This window comes from [Brevibacterium] flavum (genome assembly GCF_019317305.1).
Taxonomy (GTDB): Bacteria; Actinomycetota; Actinomycetes; order Mycobacteriales; family Mycobacteriaceae; genus Corynebacterium; species Corynebacterium glutamicum.
This window is the reverse complement of sequence record NZ_CP079240.1, coordinates 2,761,545-2,787,472: the sequence shown is the minus strand read 5'-3', so window position 1 is coordinate 2,787,472 and position 25,928 is coordinate 2,761,545. Positions and strand designations below refer to the sequence as shown.

Annotated in this window: 24 protein-coding genes and 1 tRNA gene; 15 read left to right on the top strand and 10 right to left on the bottom strand. The window is 54.0% G+C overall.

Annotated elements, in window-relative coordinates; genetic code table 11:
• Positions 1-151: 151 nt before the first annotated feature.
• Genes KW808_RS13585 through KW808_RS13570 form a run of 4 tightly spaced genes read left to right on the top strand, consistent with a single transcriptional unit; the run spans position 152 to position 5,063 of the window.
• A complete protein-coding gene (locus KW808_RS13585; RefSeq protein ID WP_003863040.1) occupies positions 152-1,483 on the top strand; it encodes an MFS transporter in 1,332 nt (443 codons plus the stop codon).
• The gene (locus tag KW808_RS13580; protein WP_003863042.1) at positions 1,483-2,547 is read left to right on the top strand and encodes a Gfo/Idh/MocA family protein; all 1,065 of its coding nucleotides are present in this window, start codon (positions 1,483-1,485) and stop codon (positions 2,545-2,547) included. Before KW808_RS13585 ends, KW808_RS13580 begins: the two co-directional genes overlap by 1 nt.
• 14 nt (positions 2,548-2,561) lie before the next feature.
• A complete protein-coding gene (locus KW808_RS13575; RefSeq protein ID WP_003863044.1) occupies positions 2,562-3,371 on the top strand; it encodes a sugar phosphate isomerase/epimerase family protein in 810 nt (269 codons plus the stop codon).
• Positions 3,372-5,063: an FAD-dependent oxidoreductase gene (locus tag KW808_RS13570; protein ID WP_003863046.1), complete on the top strand. Its 1,692-nt coding sequence runs from the start codon at positions 3,372-3,374 to the stop codon at positions 5,061-5,063. It begins immediately after the preceding gene.
• A 360-nt stretch (positions 5,064-5,423) separates the two neighbouring features.
• Here the strand turns inward: KW808_RS13570 and KW808_RS13565 are convergent, their stop codons facing one another.
• From KW808_RS13565 to KW808_RS13555, 3 genes are read right to left on the bottom strand one after another with little or no spacing between them, the layout of a single operon-like run.
• Complete coding sequence (locus KW808_RS13565) at positions 5,424-6,305, bottom strand: metal ABC transporter permease (RefSeq protein WP_003863047.1); 882 nt, start codon at positions 6,303-6,305, stop codon at positions 5,424-5,426.
• Entirely contained in the window at positions 6,306-6,998 is a 693-nt protein-coding gene (locus KW808_RS13560) for a metal ABC transporter ATP-binding protein (protein WP_003853925.1), read from the bottom strand.
• Between the two features lie 10 nt (positions 6,999-7,008).
• Positions 7,009-7,941: a metal ABC transporter solute-binding protein gene (locus tag KW808_RS13555; RefSeq protein WP_003863049.1), complete on the bottom strand. Its 933-nt coding sequence runs from the start codon at positions 7,939-7,941 to the stop codon at positions 7,009-7,011.
• Positions 7,942-8,041: 100 nt separating this feature from the next.
• On the opposite strand from KW808_RS13555, the gene KW808_RS13550 reads away from it, so the two are divergent.
• Complete coding sequence (locus KW808_RS13550; protein WP_034983184.1) at positions 8,042-9,124, top strand: LacI family DNA-binding transcriptional regulator; 1,083 nt, start codon at positions 8,042-8,044, stop codon at positions 9,122-9,124.
• A 32-nt stretch (positions 9,125-9,156) separates the two neighbouring features.
• On the opposite strand, the gene otsB is transcribed toward KW808_RS13550, so the two are convergent.
• The 5 genes from otsB to thrE form a co-directional block, all read right to left on the bottom strand.
• Positions 9,157-9,927, bottom strand: a complete 771-nt coding sequence (otsB, locus tag KW808_RS13545; protein ID WP_003863055.1) for a trehalose-phosphatase — start codon at positions 9,925-9,927, stop codon at positions 9,157-9,159.
• 54 nt (positions 9,928-9,981) lie between these two features.
• On the bottom strand, positions 9,982-10,470 hold the full coding sequence (locus tag KW808_RS13540) for a membrane protein (protein ID WP_003863057.1): 489 nt from the start codon (positions 10,468-10,470) through the stop codon (positions 9,982-9,984).
• On the bottom strand, positions 10,467-11,924 hold the full coding sequence (locus KW808_RS13535) for an alpha,alpha-trehalose-phosphate synthase (UDP-forming) (RefSeq protein ID WP_003863060.1): 1,458 nt from the start codon (positions 11,922-11,924) through the stop codon (positions 10,467-10,469). The genes KW808_RS13540 and KW808_RS13535 overlap by 4 nt, the downstream gene beginning before the upstream one ends.
• A 12-nt stretch (positions 11,925-11,936) precedes the next feature.
• Positions 11,937-12,266 (bottom strand): hypothetical protein, encoded by a 330-nt coding sequence (locus tag KW808_RS13530; RefSeq protein WP_003853934.1) that lies wholly within the window; start codon positions 12,264-12,266, stop codon positions 11,937-11,939.
• Positions 12,267-12,345: 79 nt separating this feature from the next.
• Entirely contained in the window at positions 12,346-13,815 is a 1,470-nt protein-coding gene (gene thrE / locus KW808_RS13525) for a threonine/serine exporter ThrE (protein WP_034983280.1), read from the bottom strand.
• 147 nt (positions 13,816-13,962) lie between these two features.
• Between thrE and KW808_RS13520 the strand changes: the two genes are divergently transcribed.
• Positions 13,963-14,035: transfer RNA gene (locus KW808_RS13520), tRNA-Thr, on the top strand.
• A 208-nt stretch (positions 14,036-14,243) separates the two neighbouring features.
• On the opposite strand, the gene KW808_RS13515 is transcribed toward KW808_RS13520, so the two are convergent.
• Entirely contained in the window at positions 14,244-14,645 is a 402-nt protein-coding gene (locus KW808_RS13515; protein WP_003853941.1) for a helix-turn-helix domain-containing protein, read from the bottom strand.
• Positions 14,646-14,893: 248 nt separating this feature from the next.
• On the opposite strand from KW808_RS13515, the gene KW808_RS13510 reads away from it, so the two are divergent.
• Together KW808_RS13510 and KW808_RS13505 are read left to right on the top strand one after the other, a co-directional pair.
• Entirely contained in the window at positions 14,894-15,325 is a 432-nt protein-coding gene (locus KW808_RS13510; protein ID WP_003863065.1) for a hypothetical protein, read from the top strand.
• Between the two features lie 74 nt (positions 15,326-15,399).
• A complete protein-coding gene (locus KW808_RS13505; RefSeq protein ID WP_003853955.1) occupies positions 15,400-16,215 on the top strand; it encodes a Cof-type HAD-IIB family hydrolase in 816 nt (271 codons plus the stop codon).
• Here KW808_RS13505 and KW808_RS13500 read toward each other — a convergent pair.
• Complete coding sequence (locus KW808_RS13500; RefSeq protein WP_003863068.1) at positions 16,202-17,017, bottom strand: CE1 family esterase; 816 nt, start codon at positions 17,015-17,017, stop codon at positions 16,202-16,204. The genes KW808_RS13505 and KW808_RS13500 overlap by 14 nt on opposite strands.
• A 66-nt stretch (positions 17,018-17,083) precedes the next feature.
• Between KW808_RS13500 and KW808_RS13495 the strand changes: the two genes are divergently transcribed.
• The 7 genes from KW808_RS13495 to KW808_RS13465 all read left to right on the top strand — a co-directional run bounded on the left by KW808_RS13495 (position 17,084) and on the right by KW808_RS13465 (position 25,897).
• Positions 17,084-18,046: a diaminopimelate dehydrogenase gene (locus KW808_RS13495; protein WP_034983278.1), complete on the top strand. Its 963-nt coding sequence runs from the start codon at positions 17,084-17,086 to the stop codon at positions 18,044-18,046.
• Positions 18,047-18,442: 396 nt separating this feature from the next.
• Positions 18,443-19,330 (top strand): HTH-type transcriptional regulator ShiR, encoded by an 888-nt coding sequence (shiR, locus tag KW808_RS13490; protein ID WP_003863076.1) that lies wholly within the window; start codon positions 18,443-18,445, stop codon positions 19,328-19,330.
• A 304-nt stretch (positions 19,331-19,634) separates the two neighbouring features.
• Positions 19,635-20,987, top strand: coding sequence for a shikimate transporter (shiA, locus tag KW808_RS13485; protein ID WP_003853963.1), 1,353 nt, complete (start codon positions 19,635-19,637; stop codon positions 20,985-20,987).
• 47 nt (positions 20,988-21,034) lie between these two features.
• A complete protein-coding gene (locus KW808_RS13480) occupies positions 21,035-21,328 on the top strand; it encodes a YciI family protein (protein WP_003853965.1) in 294 nt (97 codons plus the stop codon).
• Position 21,329: 1 nt separating this feature from the next.
• Positions 21,330-22,421 carry a zinc-binding dehydrogenase gene (locus KW808_RS13475; protein WP_003863078.1) on the top strand — a complete coding sequence of 364 codons (1,092 nt, stop codon included), beginning with the start codon at positions 21,330-21,332 and terminating at the stop codon, positions 22,419-22,421.
• A complete protein-coding gene (locus KW808_RS13470) occupies positions 22,414-24,087 on the top strand; it encodes an FAD-dependent oxidoreductase (protein WP_003863080.1) in 1,674 nt (557 codons plus the stop codon). Before KW808_RS13475 ends, KW808_RS13470 begins: the two co-directional genes overlap by 8 nt.
• Before the next feature lie 31 nt (positions 24,088-24,118).
• Positions 24,119-25,897, top strand: a complete 1,779-nt coding sequence (locus tag KW808_RS13465) for an FAD-dependent oxidoreductase (RefSeq protein WP_003863083.1) — start codon at positions 24,119-24,121, stop codon at positions 25,895-25,897.
• Positions 25,898-25,928: the final 31 nt, after the last annotated feature.

Below are 25,928 nucleotides of genomic sequence, written 5' to 3'. Positions count from 1 at the left end.
GCATTTCGAACGCGCACATTTGGTGTGAATGCCCCCTACACCCACCTCTTACCATTGAATGGGAAGAACTTGGTTGTGTGTTTGTGACACCTATTCTAAAGAACATTAAACGTGATTAAGTTCATGATTCTTAATGAGAAAGGGTGATCACATGGAAACCGTGAGGACCGCAACCGCCGCTCCTGAAACTGCATCTTTGAAGCTGCGTGAGGCAGAAAGCCCAGCAAAGTCCCCAAAGAAAGCCGCCTTGGCGTCACTTTTGGGTTCGACTCTGGAGTACTACGACTTTGTCATTTACGGCACCGCCTCCGCGCTGCTGTTCAATCACCTCTTCTTCCCACAGGGCGACCCAGTCGTCGCGACGATCGGCTCTCTCGCCTCATTCGGTGTTGCGTACATTGCGCGCCCCATCGGTGGTCTGGTGATGGGACATGTTGGCGATAAGATCAGTCGCAAAACCGCCCTCATGGTGACGCTGATGATCATGGGTATCGCCTCCATTTCCATCGGACTTCTGCCCACCTACGGACAGATCGGCATTTGGGCGACCGTGCTGTTGATGATCGCCCGTATCGCACAGGGATTCTCTGCAGGCGCAGAAGCCGCAGGTGCATCCACACTGACCATGGAACATTCCCCTGAAGGCAAGCGTGGATTCTTCACCTCATCGGTGATGGCGGGTTGCTCAGTTGGAAACGTCCTGGCTGGCTTGGTATTTATACCGTTCTTGATGCTGCCGGAAGAACACCTCATGTCATGGGGCTGGCGCGTACCTTTCCTGCTTTCCGCACTGGTTTTAGTTGTCGCGTACTTCGTGCGCACCCGACTGGAGGAAGCACCAACTGAGAAGGCCGAAGAGGACGCAGGCGCTCCGGCTTTGGCTGTGCTGCGCACCCAGGGCATTGGTGTCGCACGAGTTTTCCTGATCACCTTCTTCGCCGTTGTTCAGACCACTTTCAACGTTTACGCACTGGCATACGCCACCAACGAAATCGGCATCGATCGTTCCTTCATGGTGATGGTGAACACCATCGCGCTGGGGCTTTCCATCGGAACGATTCCTTTGGCCGCGTGGGTCTCTGACCGCATTGGCCGCAAGCCAGTCTTGCTGTTCGGAGCCATCACCTGTGCAATCACCACCTACTTCTACTTCCAGGCAATCTCTGAAGCTGACCTTGTGCTGATCTTCGCACTGTGCCTGGTCAACCAAGGTTTGTTCTACTCCTGCTGGAACGGCGTGTGGACCATTTTCTTCCCAGAAATGTTCGCATCTTCCGTGCGCTACACCGGCATGGCTATGGGCAACCAGCTCGGTCTGATCATCGTTGGTTTCGCACCAACCATCGCCACCGCCCTGTACGCATGGAACGGTTGGGAAGCTGTTGCTGGATTCATCATCGGCGCAATCGCACTGTCTGCCGCAGTTATTTTGACCACCAAGGAAACCGCCTTCACCAAGCTTGAAGATCTAGGGAAGAAATAATGTCTGACAAGATCTGGAAAGTCGGCATCATCGGTTGCGGTGCAATCAGCCGAAACCATATCGAAGCAGTTCAGGCAATCCCCGGCGCAGAAGTCAGCGCAGTCTGTGATGTGGATGGTGCGAAAGCATCGGAAACCGCAGCGAAATATGGAATTTCTTCCAGTTTCACGTCTGTCGATGAGATCCTCGCCTCCGGGGTGGACATCGTCGCAGTATGCACCCCACATCCAACCCACGAAACAGTGGTCCTCGCCGCTGCTGCCGCCGGAGTGCACGTGCTTTGTGAGAAGCCAATCGCCATCGAACTCGATTCCGCACAGCGCATGATCGATGCCTGCGACACCGCAGGGGTCCAACTTGGCGTGCTCTTCCAGCGCCGCTTCTGGCCCGCGGCTCAAAAAATGAAAAAGGAGCTTGTCGACGGCTCCCTTGGCCAACCCATCATGGGCCAATGCACAGTAGCGCTTTACCGCGAGCATTCCTATTACACAGCAACCCCATGGCGAGGAACCTGGGCAGCCGACGGCGGTGGAGTGCTGATGACTCAAGCCATCCACTACATCGATCTTTTGTGCTGGCTGTTGGGCGAACCCGTGGAAGTTTTCGGCTACACCAACTCCTTCAAACACGGCGACAACATCGAAGTCGAAGACAGCGCCGTTGCCACTGTGCGTTTTGAATCGGGCGCGTTGGCCACAATTTCAGCCACCACCGCCGCAGAGCCAGCACTCGGCGCACAAGTGCAGCTGATGGGAACAAAGGGTGCCACCATGACGATCCTGGAATTCCCTGAAGGTACCGACGGCAGGCTCATTGTTCGCAGTGAAAACAACACCGTCGAAACCACCCCATCCCACCCCGCGGATCTTTATCCCAATGCCGATCTTTCCACCATCAACGGTGCTTTGATCCCGTATCACACCGCCCAGATCGCAGACTTTATCGATGCGCTCAACGAAGATCGCCCACCACTGATCACCGGCTGCGATGCCACCAGAGCTCTGAAAGTTCTCCTTGGTGTCTACGAATCAGCAGCCACCCACCAGCCGGTCTCTTTGATCTAACGGAAGCTTTTAAAATGTCACGCCAAATCGGTCTTGCACCTTTATCCTCCCTGTCCACACCACCTGATCAACTAGTGCGCCTCGCAGCTGCCACTGGTTTCTCCTTTGTCGGTCTGCGCGTCATCGCAGTAACCCCCAACGAACCTGTATATGACCTTTCCCCAGGATCCCCACTGCTGGCTGCAACCCAACAAGCGTTGAAAGAAACCGGCCTGTATGTGCTCGACACTGAATTCCTACAGGTAAACGCAGACACCACCCGCGAGGCCTGGCTTCCCGCACTAGAAGCCGCCGGAGCACTGGGAGCTAAAACCTTCACCATCGCCGCCGGTGATGACAACATTGCGCGCCTGACCGACACGATCGGTGCCATGGTTGACGATGCCCGCGATTTCGGAGTCACCCCAGCCCTAGAGCCAATCTCTTACCGCAGCGTGCATTCCATTCCGCAGGCAGCAGCAATCGCCAGAGACTCCGGTGCAAAAGTCGTGGCGGACACCTTGCACATGGCCAGGTTCGGAGCCACCCCAGAAGAACTCACCGACGCCACCGATGTTCTAGGAGTTCTCCAGCTTTGCGATAGCCCTCTGCAACGCCCGGCTGACCTCGACGGACTGGTTACAGAATCCCGCTCCCTGCGTCTGGCTCCCGGCGAAGGTGAACAAAACCTCCTGACCTTTGTCAACGCCCTGGATTCTAACGTCCCACTCAGCGTGGAGACCCCCAACGATGGGGAAGTAGCCTCTCGTGGCGACGCCGGATGGATCAACCACCTCTACAACACCACCCAAGCTCTGTTAGAAAAAATTGAGGAAGCAGTCTAAATGAAACACCAATATGATGTCATCGTTGTCGGTTCCGGCTCTGGCGGATTATCAGCTGCAGTCAGAGCAGCTTACGGCGGTAAGAAAGTCGCTGTAATCGAAAAGGCCTCAGTACTCGGTGGAGCCACCACCTGGTCCGGCGGTTGGGCTTGGACTCCTGGAACCAGCCTTGCGCGCAAAGACGGAGTAGTGGAATCCAAAGAAGAATTCCAAACCTACCTGCAAGCGATAGTGGGGGAGTACTACCAAGAAGACAACATCTCCGCCTTCTTGGACGCAGCCCCTGAAATGGTCGATTTCTTTGAAAACAACACCGACCTGCAGTGGACCCCCGGCGCGAAAATCAACGACATCTACGGCAACCTCCCCGGTGCTGGCACTGGACACCGCTCCGTTGGGCCAAAACCATTCAACGGACGCAAAGTACCCAAGAGTGTTCTTCCAAAACTGCGCCACCAGCTGTATGAAACCTCCTTCCTGGGAATGGGCATCATGGCTGGGCCTGACCTGACGAAATTCCTCTCTGCTTCACAGTTCGATCCACGTGGTTGGGTACATGCCGCCAGGCGCGTCATCGTGCACATGTGGGACATGGTCGTGCACAAACGCAATATGCAGATGGTCAACGGTGCAGCACTCACCGCTCGACTGGCTACCTCTGCAGACAAGCTGGGCGTTGATCTCCTGGTCAATCACTCCGCAGTGTCGTTGAATTACAAAAACGACCGCGTTACCGGCGTGAAAGTACAAACCCCACAGGGCTTGGTAGATTTCGAAGCCACTGCCGGCGTCGTGCTTGCCACTGGTGGATTCCCCAACAACGTTGACCTGCGCAAGGAACTCTTCCCACGCACCCCATCAGGCCAAGAACACTGGACCCTCGCGCCAGCAGAAACCACCGGCGACGGACTATCCATGGCTCGGGAAATCGGTGCAGGTTTTGTCAACGACCTGAAATCACCTGCAGCATGGTGCCCTGTTTCATTGGTCCCATACTTCAACGGAAAGGTCGGCACCTTCCCCCACATCATGGACCGCGCAAAACCAGGCTCCATCGGTGTTGTCTCCACAGGTAAGCGATTCGTCAATGAAGCCAACGGCTACTACGACTACGTTGACGCCATGCTGAAAGCAGCCCCCGAAGGCGAACCAGTTGCATCCTGGCAGATCGCCGACTCCACCTTCGTGCGCAAATACCCACTGGGAATGGCCAAGCCACTACCAGTACCACTCACCCCATACCTGCGTTCTGGATACTTGGTAAAGGGCAAAACCATCGAGGAACTAGCCCAAAAATGTGGCATTGATCCTACAGGTTTGCGCGCCACCGTCACGGAATTCAATGAAAACGCGCGCCGGGGCGAAGACCCAGAATTCGGTCGCGGATCCACTGCATTCAACAAGTATGGCGGCGACCCCAAGATCGGCCCCAACCCATCACTCGCACCAATCGAAAAGGGCCCGTTCTACGCAGTAAAAGTTGTTCCGGGTTCGTTTGGCACCTTCGATGGCATCAAAGCCGATGGAAAATCACGAGTTCTCCGCGATGACGACACGATCATCGGTGGCCTCTACACCGCAGGCAACGATCGTGCCTCCATCATGGGTGGTTTCTACCCAGCAGGTGGCATCAACCTTGGCCCAGCGCTGGCATTCGGATACATCGCGGGCAAAGAACTGGCTAACTCCTAAATGTCGATTTCTTAACAGCGATTTCGGTCGGAAAACCGGGGAAAACCGAGCGAAATCGCCGCTGAGAAATTGAGCTTGAGGTATTGGAACCGTGAAATCGCTGTTAAGAAGCAACCTCGAAACATAGGCGTTTAAGGCGTCGAGATTTCCATATGGGTAGTGAGTCTGGGGAGAGCAGCTTTAGACCCTTAGAAGCGATTCTGTGAGGTCGAACTTTTGGGATCTTGGCCGTGAAATCACCTCATCCGAGGCAAACCGGACAGGCGTGCCAAAACCTGGCGGAAATCTAGATTTTTGTCACGCCTGTCTGGTTTCCCCTTTTAAGTGGACACGAACCCTTGAAATAGGACTTCGAAACGCCTAGTGAGGGTGGTGATCGTGCTGGCGGCGTCGATAAGCATCTTCGTCACGCTGAGCTCCACGGCCGCGGAGCCAACCGATCAGGCGGCAGACCAGGTAAATCACAAAAGAGATGGTGGTGACAAAAACACTCACCGGCAAACCAGGCGCTAGCGACAATAGCAGGCCACCGACAGCCGATACTTCCGCGAAGATGACTGCCAGCACCACGGCTTTCACTGGATTGGCGGTCACCGCCACAGCGGCCGCGCCGGGAGTGATCAGCAATGCCATGACCAGCAGCGCACCGACAATCTGCACGGACTGGGACGTGGTGAGGCCAACCAGAACTGCGAAGGCAACGGCGATGAATCGGACGTTTACTCCGGAGGCCTGCGCCATGATCGGATCGGCGCTGGCGAAAAGCAGCGGGCGCCAGAAAATCACCACGGCGCCAACCACGATAACGGTGACTGCCACCAGAATCCACAGTGATGATGAGGAAACACCAACGATTTGCCCTGTGAGCAGGGAGAACGCGGTGGAGCTTCGGCCGGGGTAGAGGTGAATGAACAGCACGGACAGACCGAGGCCGAAACTCATCACGGCACCGACGGCGGAATCTTGTTGTTTCATGCCGAGTAATGCCAGCAGGATCGCGGCGACCACGGAACCGATCACTGCACCGCCGCCTACATTCAATCCGAAGAGCAGCGCGGCGGCGGCTCCCATGAGGGCGAGTTCGGCGGTGCCGTGGACAGCGAAGGACTGTTGGCGCACCACGATGAGCGGCGCGATCACACCGGAGAGCAGGCCCAACAGCGCGGAGGCGATGAGTGCGTGCTGGACGAAATCGACGCTGATGAGATATTGGGTGTCGGAAAGCCAGGTGGATAGATCCACTTAAACCACCACGATTCTGTCGTTGATGCGAGCCACCGTGACGGGTGCGTTGTAGAGTTCGCTGAGTTTTTCGGACTGCATGACATCGCCAACCGTGCCGATGGTGTGGCCGTTGGGGGCGAGGTACAAAATGCGATCTACCAGGCCCATTAGTGGATTGACATCGTGGGTGACCACAACAACGCCGACGCCTTCGGCCTTCAATTCACCAAATAGGGACACCGTGCGCTGCGCGACGCCGGGGTCAAGGCTGAGGAGGGGTTCGTCGGCAAGCAATAATTGCGGGCGCGTGGCAAGGGCCTGGGCTTGGCGGACGAGCTGCTGCTGCCCGCCGGAGAGCTCGCCGACGCGTCGATCGGCGATTCCGGAAGCGCCCACGCGGGCAAGAAGCTTATCGACGTCACCCTTCGCGGGTCCCCTTTTGGAAACCACGCCATGCGCCGCGGACAGCGAAACCATATCGCGGGCACGCAACGGGACATCGAAAATTCGTTGTTGCGGAATATAACCCACCCGGGCATCAGTTTTAACCGAACCGTGGGTGAGTTTTCGGGTGCCCAAAATCGTACCGATGAGCGTGGATTTTCCCACGCCGTTGGGGCCTAAAACCGCAAGAAATTCCCCCTGTCGGAGCTCTAAATTCAAGCCCTTCCAGAGGGGATCCACCGCAGCATCAGTGAAAGTCAACAGCATTTAAATAATTCTAAACCTGGTTAGCGGCAGCGGTGAGATCATCAACTGCCTTGGTGAATACATCGAGGAAATTCTCGGTGTTTTGAGGGGTCTCATAGATCTCAACAACTAGGATGCCTTTTTCTTCCGCCAAATCCTTCAAGCTGGTCGCGACAGTCGACGCGGACTGTGGGTTGTAGATCAAAACATCGATGTCACCGTTGTTAATTGCATCCTGGAACGACGCAACATCTGCTGCGGTTGGCTCGCTCTCGCTCAACGTGGTTGCGCGGTAACCCTCAGGGGTGGATTCCACCATGTCGGAGTGGGACAAAATGTGATCGGCGATCGGCTCGGTCTGAGCAATGCGAACTGCTGGAAGATCGTGAATCTGATTGTGCAGCTCGTCCATCTTGGTGGTCACAGCCGTTGCATCGGCCTGCGCCTCGGGATCAAGTTCGGTGGCTTTTTCTGCGAACTCTTCAGCTACCTCAGAGACGTATTCGGTGGAGTACCAGACGTGCTCGTTGTCGACGTCATGATCGTGGCCCTCTTCGTCGTGGTCGTGTGCCTCTTCGGTTTCGTGCTCGCTGTGGTCATGCTCTGAGAGATCCAATGCGTGGATGATGCGATCATCGTCTTCCAAGGTGCCGTAGAGCCAGGAGTCGTAACCGCCGCCACCGACGATAATGATGTCAGCTTCGGAAACTTTAGCCATATCGGTAGCGGAAGGCTCGAAGGAATGAGGGTCGATGTCGCCACCGGTAATAATTGCTTCAATGTCTACATCTGGGGCGACAGCTTCGGCGACGTCAGCCCACACCTGGGTGGAGGTGACCACTTTAAGGGAATCGGATCCGGCAGCGTTGGTGGAATCTGCGGAATCTGCTGAACCGGTTGAGCAGCCAGCTAGTACCAGTGGGAGGATGGGGAGTGTCCAAAGAAGCTTTTTCATACCTGCCATTAAATGCTTATTGAAAACAGCTGTCAACATGAAAACTTATTGAAAATCGCAAAATCGCGTTAGACCTCGGATACGCCATAGGGGTAACTGGTAGATTGAAATGATTATGGGTAGGAAACAACAATACGGAACCCTCGCGTCCATCGCCGCGAAATTAGGTGTCTCAAGGACCACAGTGTCCAACGCCTACAACCGGCCGGAGCAACTCTCCGCAGAACTTCGCCAACGCATCCTCGACACCGCTGAAGATATGGGCTATCTCGGCCCTGATCCGGTGGCCCGCAGCCTTCGTACACGCAGAGCAGGCGCGATCGGTGTGCTACTTACCGAGGACCTCACTTATGCCTTCGAAGATATGGCCTCCGTGGATTTCCTCGCCGGCGTGGCTCAAGCTGCTGGAGACACCCAACTAACGCTGATTCCTGCCTCGCCCGCGAGCAGCGTTGACCATGTCTCGGCTCAACAATTAGTCAACAACGCTGCAGTTGACGGGGTGGTTATTTACTCCGTTGCCAAGGGTGATCCACACATCGATGCCATTCGTGCCCGTGGTTTGCCCGCTGTCATCGCTGATCAGCCTGCAGGTGAAGAAGGTATGCCGTTTATTGCCCCAAATAACCGCAAAGCCATCGCCCCTGCAGCTCAAGCGCTAATCGACGCCGGCCACCGCAAAATCGGCATCCTGTCCATCCGCCTAGACCGCGCAAACAACGACGGCGAAGTCACCCGCGAGCGCCTCGAAAACGCCCAATACCAGGTACAACGCGACCGAGTCAGGGGTGCCATGGAAGTCTTTATCGAAGCGGGAATCGATCCCGACACCGTGCCGATCATGGAATGCTGGATCAACAACCGCCAACACAACTTCGAAGTGGCCAAAGAACTTCTAGAAACACACCCAAATCTCACCGCAGTACTCTGTACCGTCGATGCACTGGCATTCGGCGTTCTGGAATACCTTAAAAGCGTAGGTAAATCAGCGCCTGCAGATCTATCCCTCACTGGTTTCGATGGCACCCACATGGCACTCGCACGGGATCTCACCACCGTCATCCAACCCAACAAACTCAAAGGGTTCAAAGCCGGCGAAACACTGTTGAAAATGATTGACAAAGAATACGTGGAACCAGAAGTGGAATTGGAAACTTCCTTCCACCCAGGTTCCACGGTTGCGCCAATCTAGGCTTGTGGCACTTTTCGTGCGTTTAGGCTCTCTTAAATCCCCAATCGCACGCTTTCCGCATACTGCATGCGGTGGTAGGCGAGTTTCTCTAGGAAAATTCCCACATTATCAACATCGTCGACGCGGGTTTTGGCTGCAGTGTCTCCTTCGCCAACCTTGACGGTTAGGGCACGATCATCGTTTTCTAAAGCTTTGAAACCGTGCTCATCGGTGGTGTCATCGCCGAGGAAAATCACACCAGTGGGCTCGGTGCGGTCAACGTATTCCTTCAGCCAAGTGCCCTTGGTGGTGGAGCTGATGGAGTATTCGATGATGCTCTTGCCGTTAGTAACCTTCAGGCCGGAAGAGTCTACGTGTGCTGCTTGGGCGAGGATTCCTTGGACTTTGTCCTTGTCGGAAACACGGATGAAGTGCAGCACGCGGTGGAAAGGCTTGATCTCCACGAATGCGCCTTCGATGCCGTCGACGATCTTTTCCAGATCTGCTTCAATCTTGGCGAGGCGAGCTACCTCTTCAGGAGTGAGGGTACGCGGGCGGGAGGAATCCTCAGAACCGTGTGAACCCACCATGGTGATGTCGTACTGACCAAGATCAAGAACCGTCTTCAATCCCTCCAGGTGACGTCCCGACAAAATGACAACATCAGTGTCTGCTTGTTGGGAGAGGTCTTTTACCGCCTTGAGGGATTTCTGGTTGATAGGAACGTTGTAAGCGTCCTTGCTAAATCCTGCGATGGTTCCATCAAAATCGGACACAACCAAAAGCTTTTTGGTCTTGGCGATTTCCTCAATAGTCAAAGTCATGGGAACCAGTGTACGGATCCCACAGAACCCCTGGCACTTTAAAGCCCTGGCACCTTAAGATGTCGGCGCGATCCAGGACACCAAGCGGATTGCTGGCCGATCGAGTTCATCGACATCGCTAGTCAGCAAGATTTCTGAACCAGAAGTCCTGGAGATTTCAAAAGAACCAGGCAGAAGATCAACCAGCTCGTTATGAACTTTGAGTTCTTGTCCTTGGCAATCATCGGGAAGTTTATCGAAATCCAGGGAAGACAAGGTCACATAATCGGCATCCAGAACAGAGCTTTGCTCACCATTTTGGAAGAATTCCGCACGCCCCGTAAAAGGCACACAGCCAGTGAAACCAGACAGGGAAGAATTGCCAAAATCTAAGCTGGGCTGGGAAATGACAAGATTACTGATCGAATTCGACTCATCTGGATCGGTGTAAATATTGGTCACCAACCAGGTGGAATCTGTCATTTCCACGGTGTCTGAACCACAGGACGCCAGCAGTAAAGCAAGCGGAAGAACGCCTATGGTCGCGATTCGTGCGCGGTTCATGAGTTTTCTCCCGACTGTGCCAAACAATCCAGGAAACTACTAGCCCACACGTTGACGTCGTGGGTATAGACCTGCTCGCTGTTCGTTTTCATTCGCGTTGCCGCAGATTCCGGATTGTGCTTCAAATCGTGGACAGCTGCCACCATTTGCCGTTTGATGGATTCCACATCAAATGGGTTGCATAAATACGCACCGGTCAGCTCAGTGGCCGCGCCGGCAAATTCGGACAGCACCAAAGCACCAGTGCCGTCGCGGTGGTTGGCTACGAATTCTTTAGCCACCAAGTTCATACCGTCTTTAAAAGGCGTAACCAGCATGACATCGGCTGCGGTATACAGCACCTGGAGATCATTTTTGCTCAATGACCTGTGTAGATAATGCACCACGGGACGCCCCATGCGACCGAAACGACCATTGATACGGCCGACGGCTTCCTCGACCTGCGAACGCGAAACACGATAGTGATCAATGCGCTCACGCGAAGGCGTCGCGACCTGCAGCAACACAGCTCTGTCGGCCTCCAACGCGCCGGATTCCAGCAGTTCCTCAAACGCAAGCAGGCGCTGCAAAATGCCCTTGGTGTAGTCCAGTCGGTCAACGCCCAGGAATACGGTTTCCGGCTCGTCGAGCGTTTTTAAAAGATCAAGAACGGCGCTTTTCGACGCCTCCCCAAACATTTCAACATCAATCGAGATCGGGAACGCCCCGACGCTAACTCGCCTTCCGTCAGCGGTTTCAACATGAGCGCTAATCTCACGCACCAATGCTTCACCACTGACCTGCAAGGTGTCCGGCTGACCCACATGAGACCCGGCAGTGCCGGCAACCTGCTGGGTTAACGCAAGGAAGTTTTCTGCGTTTTGAACCAAATGGAATCCCACCAAATCTGCGCCCAACATGCCTCGAACAATCTCTTCACGCCACGGCAGCTGACGGAACAGATCAGGGGAAGGGAAGGGAATGTGGAGGAAGAAACCGATCTTCAAATCAGGGCGCATCTGACGCAAAATGCCAGGAACCAGCAACAGCTGATAGTCCTGCACCCACACAGTGGCACCGTGTGCCGCCACTTGGCTCACGGCTTCAGCGAACTTGAGGTTTACTTCCCGAAACGCATGCCACCAATCGGTGTTGTACACCGGAGTAACAATCAGATCGTGGAAAAGAGGCCACAGCGTTGCGTTTGAAAAGCCCTCGTAGAAGCCTTCATAGTCACTTGCAGTGAGGACAACAGGGTGCAGCAAAACACCCGTATCTGTTCGAAATGGTTCGGGTGCAACATCTACAGTTCCAGGCCATCCGACCCAACATCCACGATGTTGTTCCAGAACGGGGGAAAGCCCCGTGACAAGGCCACCGGGGCTGGGGGAGATGCTATAGCTACCATCTGGGTGGACAGTCATATCCACTGGCAGACGGTTAGCAACAACTACAAAGCTATTGGAATCATCCATATAAGATCCGGCTTAAGACTTCTTTGTGGTCTTCTTTGCGGTGGTCTTTTTAGTAGTTTTCTTAGTGGTCTTCTTGGTCGTTTTCTTAGCAGCAGCCTTCTTAGCTGGTGCCTTACGAGTCCGCTTTGTAGCCTTCTTTGGCTGAGCTTCCTCGTGTTCAGAAGCGACCTTGGTGTAACGCAGGCCCTGAGGTTCAACGCCGAGCATGCACATCAAAGTGACGCCGTCGAAGAAGTCCTTAGAATAGGTTGCAACAATCCTGCGGGCACCGGCTGCGGTTTCCTCTTCAACAGCGTGAAGGGATTCTGGGGTGGGACGAGTGTCCGTGATTTTGGCCGGCAAGGATCCTCCTGAGTGTTTAAAAGCGATCGACCCGATATTCTACGCTATTTAAGCGAAAGACGCCTAAGCAGGTTGATTTTTACCTTTTATTACCGAATCTCTGATTAGTCTTTGGACGTTTTCTCTGCCGGCGCTGATTCTGCTCAGCTTCCTCCTGGAAGGAGAACTCATTCGCCTTGGTAAATGCACGGTATGGGTTGAAGCGTGGTGGACGACGTAGCCTGCGGGCAATCCACTCACCCAAAACCACGCCAGCGGCAAGTGATGAAGCAGTGGCTAAAGCAACCGCAATGTTGGTGAAACCCATGAGTGTTTGATCATTTAGGGTGGCGTACATTCCGCGGTAAATTGCTAGACCTGGAAGCATTGGTGTGATGCCGGCAATCGCCACAATCAACGGTGGAATCAAGAATCGACGGGCAAGCAAACCACCAGTGAAACCAACTGCTGTTGCAGCAATCGCAGCGGCAGAGACGGGGCCTAAATAAACAACGAAGAGGTAATAAAACGCAGAACCCATCAGCGCAGTAAGCCCCGCAATAATCACCGAGGACCACTCCGCGTAACAACCCACTGCGAAGGCCGCTGCGGTGACGCCACCAGCGATAATGCGGGCGAATGTAGACGAATAATTAGGTGCTGCAGCGGACTCCATGGCAGGCAACATGACATGCAAGATTTCAGAAAGCTGAATGCCCAAACCCACGCCAGCAACAATGCCGCCGGTAAACAGGAGTGTTTCAAAAAATCGTGCACTTGCTGTCACCGGAGCGCCCGTGATGCCGTCCTGCAGAGATTGCACAAGTGTCAAACCTGCCAACAGCACAACAATTCCAGATGCGATGATCTGGCTCGGTTTGATCTCAAGACCAAATTGCAACGCCAAAGAATAAGCAATCGATGCAGGCAGCGTGGCAATAAAACCACCAACAACATTTTGGAAGAAAGTAGGCAAACCCTTCTTTCCCAAAAATGACGTCGTGGCAATGATCGTGAACGCGGTAATAAAAGCAATTAGGGAAACCTGCCATCCACCACCCAACAGCACAGCAACAGCGCCACCCATCATTGCCCAGCCAAGCAACGCAACAGGGAAACCATAAGACGCAGGGGATTGCTCCAACTCGTCCAGGATTTTCTCGGCAACCTCAGGCGGGGTCGCACCAGCCTGAATGGAACGGATCAAACGGTCAACCTCAGACAGTTTGGAGAAGTTGGTGTCCAACTTGCCCACAACATGAAACACGTTGACCGGCGTCTTCCTCTCCACACCGATGTTGGTGAAGATGGTGATCGTATTCAACGTGATATCCACGTGCGTGTAGTACAAACCGTACGCAGAGGTCACTGCTCGAACTTGTACCTTGGTGTCACTATTTGACGTACCTGAAGAAAGCAAAATATCGCCAATTCTCGCAGCCAAATTCATCACACCGGCCACTTGACTATGGTCAGTGAGATCAATCGGGGCTAGTGGCGATGGCGGAGGTGCGGCTTTTGCAGCGTCAACTGTTGAAATGCGGCCACGAAGGGTCGCAAAACTCAACATCTGCTGGAAAACATTTTGCAAGGAAAAAGAGTCCAATCACAGGTCGTTTATGCACGGTTCACCAGATACTCTAGCCCCGAATTCCATTGTGATGTACACATACGCTAAGATACGTATTCGTAGTTGTTGATCATCAGCATCTGCGGTGCTGGAGTGGCGCAATTGGCAGCGCAACGCACTTGTAATGCGTAGGTTGAGAGTTCAAGTCTCTTCTCCAGCTCAATAACACCAGGTCAAAGGGGTATTTTCTTAATGAAAATGCCCCTTTTTGGCTTGAGGTCTCCAAAAAGTCTCCATTTAATAACACGGGGCTTAGGGGCTTTCTTTTTCCTTGGCTCGATGTTTGGAAATGAAACGGTGTTTGAATGTCGCCAGTTGGTGAGGAGATTATTTCATTTCACTTAGGCTCCCGTTTGGGTCGAAATTAGTTACTTTTCATATGGCGTGTTCAAATTAAGCTCCTTAAATTCGTTGACCAGATTGATGACTAGATCTTGCTGGCGGACGGTCAGTCTTGTTATGTCCACATGCTTCACATAGTCACTTTGGGAGATGATCTTCGAAAAATTTGGCCATTCAGATTCGGGAACTTTCGCTGCGCTTAAAACCTCTACTGGATCAAGGTCGAGAGCCTCTGCAAGCTTCATGCACATCATTGGATCGACGGTGAATGGTTCACCGGTTCTCCGGGATATTCCTTTTTCGAGGTCGATTACCCAGAATCGGGTTTTGTCTATGGCTTTAGCTAGATGCTCTTGATTCATGTCGAGAGTTCGGCGCTGGTTGCGAACTAGATCGCTGATTGGATACTTTTCTTGATTTGTTGTCATGGATGTAAGTTATGACAAATTGTTTTAATATGCAACGCAACTAAAAAACAATATGCAACATTCTAAGATCTTGAGTTAAACTTTGCACTGCTCGGTATTGAGCTCGGTCCAGGATCGAAAGCCTGGCAGGTGGGGCGAAATTCAATATGAATGATTAGGGCTAATTTCCCTAGGCGAATCCTCTTCAAAATCGTTACCCTAGGATCGAACTGAAAAGTTGAAACTAATCGATGGCAGGGGAGAGTCAGATGGCCCAGGGTATTAGTGCTGCTGAGCTACAAGCGTTAAAGCTGCGTGCTGCTGAATTGAGAGCGGAGGGTGCTGGTGGGGTCGGCGCCAAAGAGAAAGAACGTGAGGCTGCAGATTGTGTCTCGGTGATTGAGTCGTTGGAGGGTCTTGATCGAGAGATCGCGGAGTTGCTGCACAGGGTCGTTAAAGATGAAGCACCACACCTTGATCCTCAGGTGCGAGACGGCGCTCCAGCGTATGCGCGTGAGGGCACGGTTATCGTATTTTTTCAACCAGCTTCCCAACACGATTCCCGCTATGGAAGCATTGGTTTTAATGACGAAGCTTTTCTGGATGACGGAGATTTCTGGGCCACGAGTTTCGCTGTTTTGGCTGTTAGTGACAAGTTTGAGGCGAAGCTGAGGGGGCTTGTCGGTAAGGCTGCAGGGTAGCGGGAGTTTCTTTCAGATTAGAAGTTCTTTAATTTCCTCGATTATGTACCTCATTTACGCGTAAAGTTTGGGGCATGGGAAAGTTACTTTTCGTAGACATCGGTGGCACATTGCTGGATTACTCAAATGAAGTTCCGCGTTCGGCCGTTGACGCGATCCGTAAGGCACGCGCCAAAGGACACCGCGTGTACTTGAGCTCTGGTCGAAGCAGCGCTGAGGTGACTTCTCAGTTGTGGGATATCGGAGTGGATGGCCTCATTGGCGCAAATGGTGGATATGTGGAAAGCGCACAGGAGTCTGTGTTCCACCGCCGTTTGTCGGGTGAGGAGACCCGCCACATTGTGGAGTGGCTCTACAACCGTGGTTTGGAGTTTTATCTCGAGTCCAACAACGGTTTGTATGCAAGCCGTGGTTTCCGTGAGGCTTCTAAGCCAGTGCTGTCTCGCCTTTCGGAGAAGACCGACGTGACAGTCGATAGCATGTACCCGGATATGTTCTGGGGCGCGAGCCTTGATCGTGACGATGTGAACAAGATCAGTTACATCTTCAATTCTCAGGAAGATTTGGACGCAGCGCGTGAGGCGTTCCCTAACCTGGAGCACACCACGTGGGGTGGCCAGACGGGTGCGTTGTTCGGCACGATCGGTGTCTCTGTCAACAAGAAGATCGGCGTGGATCGCCTGCTGAAGTACCTGAACGCAGATCGCGCAAACACCATTGCGTTCGGCGACAGCGATGAGGATCTCTCCCTATTTGAGGCGAGCGCTTACGGCGTCGCGATGGGCGAGGCCACCGAATCGCTCAAGGCTGCTGCTGACCTGGTCACGGATGCTGTTGGGCAGGACGGCTTGCGCAATGCGTTTTTAAAGCTGGAGCTTATCGACGCCTGACCCCATCAAAGAACTTCCCAATCTCCTCAGCCGCTATCACGGATGTGGTTGAGGGGCCTAGAAATTCTGGATAAGTTTTCCCACTTGGTACCAAGTGGCCGATCCCGTTGAGTGTCCAAAACTCAACGGGATTTTCTCCATCCCAGGTATCGATCGACACCACATCATCAACCACGTTGTGGCGGTGTTCGGTCAGTCCGTTTCGGGCGGCAATATAGGCAGCTGAATCAAAGGCGGACATGCCCACGCCACGGCGGTGTTCGCGACCAATACCGGCATCGCCACCCTCATACGGTGAAAAAGTATCGGCAGTTCCAGCCATCGCCAAATAAGGCACCGGATGTGTCTTGAAGGTTTTCACCTGCGGCAAGGTATTTTCAGCAACTGGCATGTTGGATGCAATGGTTGCAGCGCCACTGAGCATCTTGGGAACCTCATGCATGAGCCGCAACACCATCTGCCCACCGTTGGAATAGCCAACAACAAAGATCCTTTTGATGCCATACGTGTTGCCCAAGTGCGTGGCGAGTTTTACAAAGAACCCCACATCATCAATACCTAAATGGCGGGTGTTTTCATCCAAACCCAACCGCGCATCATTCCAATGCTGATCCACCCCATCTGGATAAACCACCATGAACGGCAGTGGATCAAAAGTCCTGTTGGTGAAGCTGCGCCCCACAGATCCCGATTGCTGGGAGCCATGAAAATAGATCAGCGCATCCGTGGTGGAACCAAAAGGCTCAACAATACGAAACGTTCGCTTTCGGTCCTGATGAAAGAGATGTCCCTGAATCATCATCTAAGTATGCATCTCGGTAAGCTCGACCAGGACAGTGCCACCACAATTTTGGAGGATTACAAGAACATGACCAACATCCGCGTAGCTATCGTGGGCTACGGAAACCTGGGACGCAGCGTCGAAAAGCTTATTGCCAAGCAGCCCGACATGGACCTTGTAGGAATCTTCTCGCGCCGGGCCACTCTCGACACAAAGACGCCAGTCTTTGATGTCGCCGACGTGGACAAGCACGCTGATGACGTAGACGTGCTGTTCCTGTGCATGGGCTCCGCCACCGACATCCCTGAGCAGGCACCAAAGTTCGCGCAGTTCGCCTGCACCGTAGACACCTACGACAACCACCGCGACATCCCACGCCACCGTCAGGTCATGAACGAAGCCGCCACCGCAGCCGGCAACGTTGCACTTGTCTCCACCGGCTGGGATCCAGGAATGTTCTCCATCAACCGCGTCTACGCAGCGGCAGTCTTAGCCGAGCACCAGCAGCACACCTTCTGGGGCCCAGGTTTGTCACAGGGCCACTCCGATGCTTTGCGACGCATCCCTGGCGTTCAAAAGGCCGTCCAGTACACCCTCCCATCCGAAGAAGCCCTGGAAAAGGCCCGCCGTGGCGAAGCCGGCGACCTCACCGGAAAGCAAACCCACAAGCGCCAATGCTTCGTGGTTGCTGACGCGGCCGATCACGAGCGCATCGAAAACGACATCCGCACCATGCCCGACTACTTCGTTGGCTATGAAGTCGAAGTGAACTTTATTGATGAGGCCACCTTTGACTCCGAGCACACCGGCATGCCACACGGTGGCCACGTGATTACCACCGGCGACACCGGTGGCTTCAACCACACCGTGGAATACATCCTCAAGCTGGACCGAAACCCAGATTTCACCGCTTCCTCACAGATCGCTTTCGGTCGTGCAGCTCATCGCATGAAGCAGCAGGGCCAAAGCGGTGCCTTCACCGTCCTCGAAGTTGCACCATACCTGCTCTCCCCAGAAAACTTGGACGATCTGATCGCACGCGACGTCTAATTCAGGGCTTTTAAGATGCAGAGGCAAGGAAACAATGTAGTTTCCTTGCCTATTTTAGCGTTTTCAGCGGGTGGTTTCCGTGGACCAGACCACGATGCCCACGGAAACCATAAACTGGATTCGTGGGCATCGTGGTCTGGTTTCGAGCGGGAAAAACCAGACCCAGATGCCCACCGATCGCAGATTTGAGGATCGTGAGCACGCCTGTCTGGTTTGCCTCGATAAGGGTGATTTCATGGCTGAGGATCCAAAAAGTTCGACCTCTCAGAATCGCTTCTAAGGGCCTAAAGTTGCTCTCCCTAGGCCGATACCCATGTGGAAATCTCGACGTCTTAAATGGACGATGAGAGCTAAAACCACGAACAGCTGGGATTTTCCACGATAGGATTGGGTCTCGTGGAGATTCGTTGGTTGGAAGGCTTTATCGCGGTCGCGGAAGAATTGCACTTTAGTAATGCTGCGATTCGTTTGGGGATGCCGCAGTCGCCGTTGAGTCAGCTGATCCGGCGGTTGGAGTCGGAGTTGGGGCAGAAGCTTTTTGATCGCAGTACCCGGTCAGTGGAGTTAACTGCCGCGGGTCGGGCGTTTTTGCCGCATGCCAGGGGGATTGTGGCGAGCGCTGCGGTGGCGAGGGAAGCTGTGAATGCTGCCGAGGGGGAGATCGTTGGTGTTGTTCGCATTGGTTTTTCTGGTGTGCTGAACTATTCCACGCTGCCGCTTTTGACCAGTGAGGTGCATAAACGGCTTCCTAATGTGGAGTTGGAGCTCGTTGGTCAGAAGTTGACGAGGGAAGCGGTAAGTTTGCTGCGCTTGGGGGCGTTGGATATTACGTTGATGGGTTTGCCCATTGAGGATCCAGAGATTGAGACTCGGCTGATTAGTTTGGAAGAGTTTTGCGTGGTGTTGCCGAAGGATCATCGTCTTGCGGGGGAAGACGTGGTGGATTTGGTGGATCTGGCTGAAGATGGGTTTGTGACGACGCCGGAGTTTGCGGGGTCTGTGTTTAGGAATTCCACCTTTCAGTTGTGTGCTGAGGCTGGTTTTGTGCCGAGGATCAGCCAGCAAGTTAATGATCCTTACATGGCGCTGTTGTTGGTGGGGGCTGGGGTAGGGGTGGCGATCACGACGCATGGAACTGGTTTGTTGGCGCCACCGAATACGGTGCATTTGCCTATTAAGCAGCATTCGGTGGAGCTTCGGCATGGCATTGCGTGGATGAAGGGTTCGGGTCGGGTCGCTAGGGATGCGGTCATCGATATTGCGTTGGATATCTTTAAGCCTTAAGTGCAAAAGAGGCCTAAAAATTAGGGGGAAATTAGGACTCAAACAAAGATTTTTTCAATTAGTTTTGTGGTGTTTTCACACGGCTTCACACTCTCAATAGTTTCTATTTACAAAGGTTAACGCCATAAAAGTGACCTCCACTACATAATTAAGTCAAAATCTTACTTAAAGAATGTGGAATTCCGTATTTCTCTTACAAAGTGATCCGCCATATAGTTCATTCCATTGGTTATCCAGCTCACAGTTTAGGTTCCAAACGGATAGCCACTTGACCTAAATACCCATTCCTTTGAGAGGGAATACGATGACTATCAACTCACCAGCGCCGAAGGTCGGTGACACCATGTCCCACGAAGCCTATTCGGCCAAAGCCCATCCAACAAAAGGCACTCCACAGGCCAAGCGAGCTGCTCTATCAGCATTCCTTGGCTCAACCTTGGAGTACTACGACTTCTTCATCTACGGTTCGGCAGCTGCACTCGTGTTCTCCCACGTCTTCTTCCCAGAAGGCGGCGCGAACTCAGTTCTGTTGTCTATCTCCACACTCGGTGTTGCATATGTTGCTCGCCCAGCAGGTGCGGTTTTGTTCGGACACTTGGGAGACACCATTGGTCGTCGAAAGACTTTGATGATCATCTTGTTCACCATGGGTCTGTCCACCTTGGCTATCGGACTTCTTCCGACCTACGGCCAGGTGGGAATCCTCGCACCGATCATGCTTGTGGTGCTTCGCCTACTGCAGGGATTGTCTGCCGGCGGTGAGTCCCCGGGTGCAGCATCGCTGTCCATGGAACACGCACCACAGCGTCGTCGCGGTTTCTACTCTTCATTCACCATTTCCGGTGTCATGTTCGGAATCGTGCTTTCCTCCGTGGTATTCATCCCCATCGCGGCTCTGCCTGATGAACAGCTGTTTAGCTGGGGCTGGCGCATTCCGTTCATCTTGAGCATCATCTTGACCGGTGTTGCCCTGTGGATCCGTAGGCACCTGGAAGAGTCTGAGACTTTTGAAGAAGAAGTTGAAGAGGCCAAGGTTCCTGAAACTCCAGTTGTGGAACTGTTCAAGAACCACTGGGCTGCTGTCTTCCGCGTGATGTTCTCCTCTACTTACGCCATGATGAACACCATCTTGAACGTCTTCGGTCTGGCATATGCGGTGTACAGCGACATTGAGCGCACCACCATGCTGGGTGTCATCGCGGTGGCAAACCTTATGGCTGTGTTCTCTCAGCCGTTCTTCGGTTTGTTGTCGGACAAGATTGGCCGCAAGCCAGTGTTCATCACCGGTGCACTTGGTGCTGGTGGCATGATGTTCGTTTTCTTCAATGCGATTAGCACTGGAAACATCGCCATGATTTACCTCTCCGCGATGGTTCTGATGGGCCTGTTCTACGCAGCGCCAAACGCTACGTATATGGCAGCGTTCCCGGAGCAGTTCCCTGCAAAGGTTCGCTACTCAGGAATGGCTATTGGCCTCATGCTTGGCCTGTTGGTCTCAGGATTCGCGCCAGCTGTTGCAGAAATGCTCACTGGTGGACAAGCAGAAAACTGGCAGCCAGTTGCCTGGATGTGCCTTGGTTTCGCAGTCCTTTCCGCGGTCGCCTTTGCCACAGGTAAAGAAACCTACAAAACCCCAACCCACCTTCTCGGAAAATAACTCGGCAATTACCCACAACAAAACACTTGAGGGAAGTTTGATTCTCTATGGCTGCATACGCTGTTACCTACGCCTACGTTCCAGAAAATGATGAGATGGCAGCAATCCGCCCAACTCACGTTGATTTCTTGAAGAACCTCCACGAGGAAGGCACCTTGCTGATCTCTGGTCGTTTGACTGAATGTGATCCTTTGGGTGCGCTGCTGATCATCAAGGGCGATTCCGTTGAGGAAGTTGAAGCGATCATGGATCAGGACCCTATCTACTCTGGTGGTTTCGTTTCAGAGCGTTTGGTTCGCCTGTGGAATGTTGCTTTCGGAGCTATTGCGGAGAAGAATTAACATGACTGTCGCAGAATTCACCGAAACCACTACCAACGCAAAGATCATCACGGCTGCTGTTACTACTTCGAAGCAGACCATCGAGTTTCAGAATCTTCTAGCGCCGACGATTGTGCCTGGTTCTGCACGAATCTCCATGGCAGCGGTCACACTGTGTGGCACTGACGCCCATATTTGGGATGATGATTACGCTTCAGAACTCCCTATTATTCAGGGACACGAAGCAGCAGGCATTATCACTGAGATGGATCCTTCCGATGAAGGCAATGGATTCAATGTTGGCGATCGAGTTGTAATTTGCCCCATGTTCTACTGCGGCAAGTGCTACGCATGTTCGGTTGGTCGTGTGAATGCTTGTAAGGAAATGAGCGTTTACGGCTGCTACGAAGATGGTTCTTTGGTTGATGAGCAGGCTGTTCCTTACGCGAACCTGTTTAAGATTCCAGATTCCCTTCCTCTTGATTTGGCACCGATCGTAGAGCCAATCTCAATTGCGATGCAGGCCTGCAAGCGTGGCCGTCCAGTGAGTGGCGAGAAGGTTATCGTCAATGGTGCTGGCCCGATCGGTGTGCTGGCGGTTCGTTACCTGAAGGATCAGGGCTGCGAAGTCGCTGTGACCGATATGGTGCAGTCCCGCTTGGATCTGGCTAAGCACTGCGGTGCGGATAAGACTTTCGTGGTTGATGGCGGTTTCCCGAACGCTGCGCAGGCAGTGGAAGTTGACACCTGGACTGACGGAAACGGCCCATCCCTGATCATCGATGCAACCGGCGTCCCAGCATCCCTAGCCGCTGCGATTGATCTCGTAGCAACCGCAGGACGCGTGGTGTGCGTGGGTATCTCTGACCGCGATCTGGTTTTCGATATGCGCAAGCTGGTATCCAAGGAGATCGATCTCTTGGGTTCTCGCAACTCCCAAAACCTGTTCCCAGAGAGCATTGCGCTGCTGGATAAGCACCAGGACACCCTGCGCGCATTGGTTACCCACCGTTTTGATTTTGAGAATCTCGATGAGGCGTTCACCACGTTGACCACACCAAATGCTGGTGTTGGAAAGATCGCCATTGATTTCCCAGGAGCTCAAAATGTCTAAGCCACTTCTTTCCTCAGCGGCCGACTGGCCTGAAGAACTAGATGTCCTCGTGCTTGGGTCTGGTTGTGCTGGAATGACCGCCGCACTTGTCGCGGCGGATGGAGGCGCGCTGGTGGGCGTCGTCGAAAAGCATGACAAGCTTGGTGGCACGACGGCCGCAGGTGGCGGAGTGATGTGGGCGCCGAACAACCATCTAATGGGGCAGCGGGGTTTCACCGATTCCGAGGAAGCTGCTGCGGAGTACATTCGCGTGGCGACCAAGGGCAAGTTGTCTGACGAGGAAATTGCCTGGTACATCGAGAATTCCGCTGAGGCAGTGCTGTTTTTGGATGAGAAAACCCGCGTGGATTACGCGCCACTGAATCGCCCGGATTACCACCGCGAGTGGCCAGGGTCCACCGAAGGCGGCCGCGGTTTGGACCACAAGCCGTTTGACCCCTCCGTGGTTCCCGGCCTGGTTGAGGCGGTGCGCCAGCCGACCTACCTGCCGCTGATCACCATGGATGAGCGCGACCACCTCCACGGCGCCGCACCTGATCCGCAGCTGCTTAAAGACCGCGCGAACCAGGGCGTACGCACCATGGGTGGCGCATTATCCTCCGCCATGATCGCGTCCGCCTGGGACGCCGGCATCCGCATCGCAGCTGGCACCGCAGCCAGCTCCCTCCAGCGCACCCAGTCCGGCTGGAAAGTTTTGCTTATCGACGCCTCCCTTCAGCACACCATCACCGCAAAGCACGTGGTCATCGCCTCAGGTGGCTTCGAATGGTCCAAGGAGCTCACCTCGACCCTCCTGAAGTTCCCGATCACTCCAATTTCTGCACCATCTAACACCGGCGATGGCCTTAAGCTGGGCATCGGCGTGGGTGCTGCGTTCACAGAGACAACCGATATCTGGGGCGTTCCTGTTATCACCGCACACGGCGCGGAATACGATGGCCAGCAATCTGGACGCATGGGCAACGTGGAGGCAACACTGCCTGGCTCCATCGTGGTGAACAAGCTGGGTAAACGATTTGTTAATGAAGCTTTGAACTACCACGATTTCTCTCGAGTCTTTGCCAACATCGACCCAGAAGAATCAGATTTTGCCAACATCCCGGCGTACCTAGTGATGGATTCCTCCTTCACCTCTAAGTACCCAGTGGCAGGTAACCCAACTTTTACCTCCAGCACGGAAGCCCCAGCATGGATGGTTCAGGCAGATACTCTGGAAGAACTCGCTGCGAAACTCGGCGTGGATGCTGCAGGCCTTGCAAGCACCGTTTCACGATTCAATGACGATGCCCGCACCGGTGTCGACTCCGAATTCGGCCGCGGCGCAACCGAGCAGGACCGCCACCTTGGCGATCCAGCCAACACCCCAAACCCATGTTTGGCACCTTTAGAAAGTGGCCCTTTCTACGCCATCGAACTCCACCCCGGAGTCCTGGGCACAGCTGGTGGATTGCAGACCGACCTAGACGGCGAAGTCCTCGGCTGGGATGGCCTTCCACTCGGCGGACTGTATGCGGCAGGTAACTGCTCTGCAACCGTATTCAAGGACGCCTACCCAGGTGGTGGCGCAACCATCGGATCCGCCATCACCCGCGCATACGCAGTGGGTAAGCACATCAGCCAATCCTTTCAGATGGAAACCACTGAAGCACTGAGCTTGTCTCACTAAGAAACAAAAGTAGAAGGAAAAGAGAAGAACAATGGTGGATAAAGCTTCCGAAGCGAAGTGGGACAAAGAAGTTGACCTGCTTGTTCTAGGATCAGGCGCAGCCGGACTCTCTGCAGCACTCACCGGTGTTGTGGAAGGCCTGAATGTCTTGCTTCTGGAAAAAAGCGACTACATCGGCGGCACCACCGCATATTCCGCTGGAACCATCTGGATCCCCAACAACCACTTCCAGCGCGAAGATGGCATCACCGATGATCGTGAAAAGGTAGAGCGTTACCTAGACACCCTGGTTGGGGACAAATCGGATAAAGAAATGCGCATGGCCTATGTCGACCAAGGCCCGCACATGCTGAAGTACATGGAAAACATCGGCGTGGAATTCCTCCGCTCACCCAACGTGGTGGACTACCACTCCGAACTTCCAGAAACCGGCAAAACCGGCCGTGCACTTGAGCCAAAGCCTTTCGACGGCCGCGAGCTCGGCAAGGTCAACTTCGCGCACGTTAGACCACCAGTCCACGAGTTCGCACTGATGAACGGCACCATGATGCTGCGCCGTCCAGAAGTCAATGTTCTTCTCGGACTCTTCTCCAAGCGTCCAAAACAAACTGTCGCCGCAGTGGGAACTGCACTCAAACTCGGTCTGCGCTGGGCAACCGACATGGTGAAATACCCTCGTGGCACCCGCCTTGTCATGGGTAATGCACTGACTGCTCGGATGTACCACCAGGTGCTCACCCGCGGCGGCGACGTATGGCGAAACGCGCTGACTACTGAACTTATTAAAGAAGGAAACGCTGTTGTTGGCGCGGTAGTCAATCAGGGGGGAGTATCCCACCGTATCCGCGTGAACAAGGGCGTGGTGCTGGCAGCAGGTGGATTCTCCCAGAATCCAGAACTGCGCAAGAAGTACATGCCAGAACCCACCCCACAGTTCTCCCGCACCAACGAAAGCGCCACCGGTGACACCATGGCCCTTGCTGCGAAAGTGGGAGCACGCCTAGGCGACGACAACGGTGAAAACGCACTGTGGTTCCCATCATCGATCGGCACCCGCGCCGACGGATCTACCGCGGTGTACCCACACATTTGGGACCGTGGACGCCCCGGAGTCATCGCAGTCAACGCAGCAGGCGAGCGCTTTGTCGATGAATCCGTGTCTTACCACCGCTTCGTGCGCGCCATGTACGAATCCAACAAAACCACCCCGACTGTTCCAGCCTGGCTCATTGTTGATTCCCACACCCTGGCAAAATATGGCCTCGGCATGATCACCATGCCTCACCTGCCTAAACTGGCTCTGCAAAAATACATCGACTCCGGATACCTGCACGCAGGATCATCCTTAGGCGAACTAGCTCGCAACATCGGTGTGGATGCACGCGGCCTGGAACAAACCGTCAAACGCTACAATACCTTCGCTAAAACGGGTATCGACGAAGACTTCCACAAGGGTGAACTCCTCTTCGGTCAAGCCGCCGGCGATCCAGACAACAAGCCAAACCCCAACGTCGGACCAATCAAAAAGGGACCGTTCTACGCAATCGCAGTAGTTCCAACCCCACTGGCCACTGCCTTTGGCATCAGCATCAACCCCAACGGTCAAGTTGTTGATGAAGATGGGGAGCCCATCATTGGACTGTACTCCGCAGGAAATGACGCCCAATCAGTCATGTCTTCCGAATACCCAGGTGCTGGTTCACAGGTTGGTTCCGGAATGACCTTTGGTTGGATCGCAGCACAGCACGCGGTGGGGAAAGCGGGAAAATCCGGGGGAGCTAAGGCAGGATATGCCGCGTCTTCTAAGTAATTGTTTGGTGGGTTGCTTACTAGTCCGATGA

Coding starts and splice junctions, on each gene's coding strand:
- KW808_RS13585 (WP_003863040.1), top strand. CDS start 152: ATGGAAACCGTGAGGACCGCAACCGCCGCTCCTGAAACTGCATCTTTG.
- KW808_RS13580 (WP_003863042.1), top strand. CDS start 1,483: ATGTCTGACAAGATCTGGAAAGTCGGCATCATCGGTTGCGGTGCAATC.
- KW808_RS13575 (WP_003863044.1), top strand. CDS start 2,562: ATGTCACGCCAAATCGGTCTTGCACCTTTATCCTCCCTGTCCACACCA.
- KW808_RS13570 (WP_003863046.1), top strand. CDS start 3,372: ATGAAACACCAATATGATGTCATCGTTGTCGGTTCCGGCTCTGGCGGA.
- KW808_RS13560 (WP_003853925.1), bottom strand. CDS start 6,998: ATGCTGTTGACTTTCACTGATGCTGCGGTGGATCCCCTCTGGAAGGGC.
- KW808_RS13555 (WP_003863049.1), bottom strand. CDS start 7,941: ATGGCAGGTATGAAAAAGCTTCTTTGGACACTCCCCATCCTCCCACTG.
- KW808_RS13550 (WP_034983184.1), top strand. CDS start 8,042: ATGATTATGGGTAGGAAACAACAATACGGAACCCTCGCGTCCATCGCC.
- otsB (WP_003863055.1), bottom strand. CDS start 9,927: ATGACTTTGACTATTGAGGAAATCGCCAAGACCAAAAAGCTTTTGGTT.
- KW808_RS13540 (WP_003863057.1), bottom strand. CDS start 10,470: ATGAACCGCGCACGAATCGCGACCATAGGCGTTCTTCCGCTTGCTTTA.
- KW808_RS13535 (WP_003863060.1), bottom strand. CDS start 11,924: ATGGATGATTCCAATAGCTTTGTAGTTGTTGCTAACCGTCTGCCAGTG.
- thrE (WP_034983280.1), bottom strand. CDS start 13,815: ATGTTGAGTTTTGCGACCCTTCGTGGCCGCATTTCAACAGTTGACGCT.
- KW808_RS13515 (WP_003853941.1), bottom strand. CDS start 14,645: ATGACAACAAATCAAGAAAAGTATCCAATCAGCGATCTAGTTCGCAAC.
- KW808_RS13510 (WP_003863065.1), top strand. CDS start 14,894: ATGGCCCAGGGTATTAGTGCTGCTGAGCTACAAGCGTTAAAGCTGCGT.
- KW808_RS13505 (WP_003853955.1), top strand. CDS start 15,400: ATGGGAAAGTTACTTTTCGTAGACATCGGTGGCACATTGCTGGATTAC.
- KW808_RS13500 (WP_003863068.1), bottom strand. CDS start 17,017: ATGATGATTCAGGGACATCTCTTTCATCAGGACCGAAAGCGAACGTTT.
- KW808_RS13495 (WP_034983278.1), top strand. CDS start 17,084: ATGACCAACATCCGCGTAGCTATCGTGGGCTACGGAAACCTGGGACGC.
- shiA (WP_003853963.1), top strand. CDS start 19,635: ATGACTATCAACTCACCAGCGCCGAAGGTCGGTGACACCATGTCCCAC.
- KW808_RS13480 (WP_003853965.1), top strand. CDS start 21,035: ATGGCTGCATACGCTGTTACCTACGCCTACGTTCCAGAAAATGATGAG.
- KW808_RS13475 (WP_003863078.1), top strand. CDS start 21,330: ATGACTGTCGCAGAATTCACCGAAACCACTACCAACGCAAAGATCATC.
- KW808_RS13470 (WP_003863080.1), top strand. CDS start 22,414: ATGTCTAAGCCACTTCTTTCCTCAGCGGCCGACTGGCCTGAAGAACTA.
- KW808_RS13465 (WP_003863083.1), top strand. CDS start 24,119: ATGGTGGATAAAGCTTCCGAAGCGAAGTGGGACAAAGAAGTTGACCTG.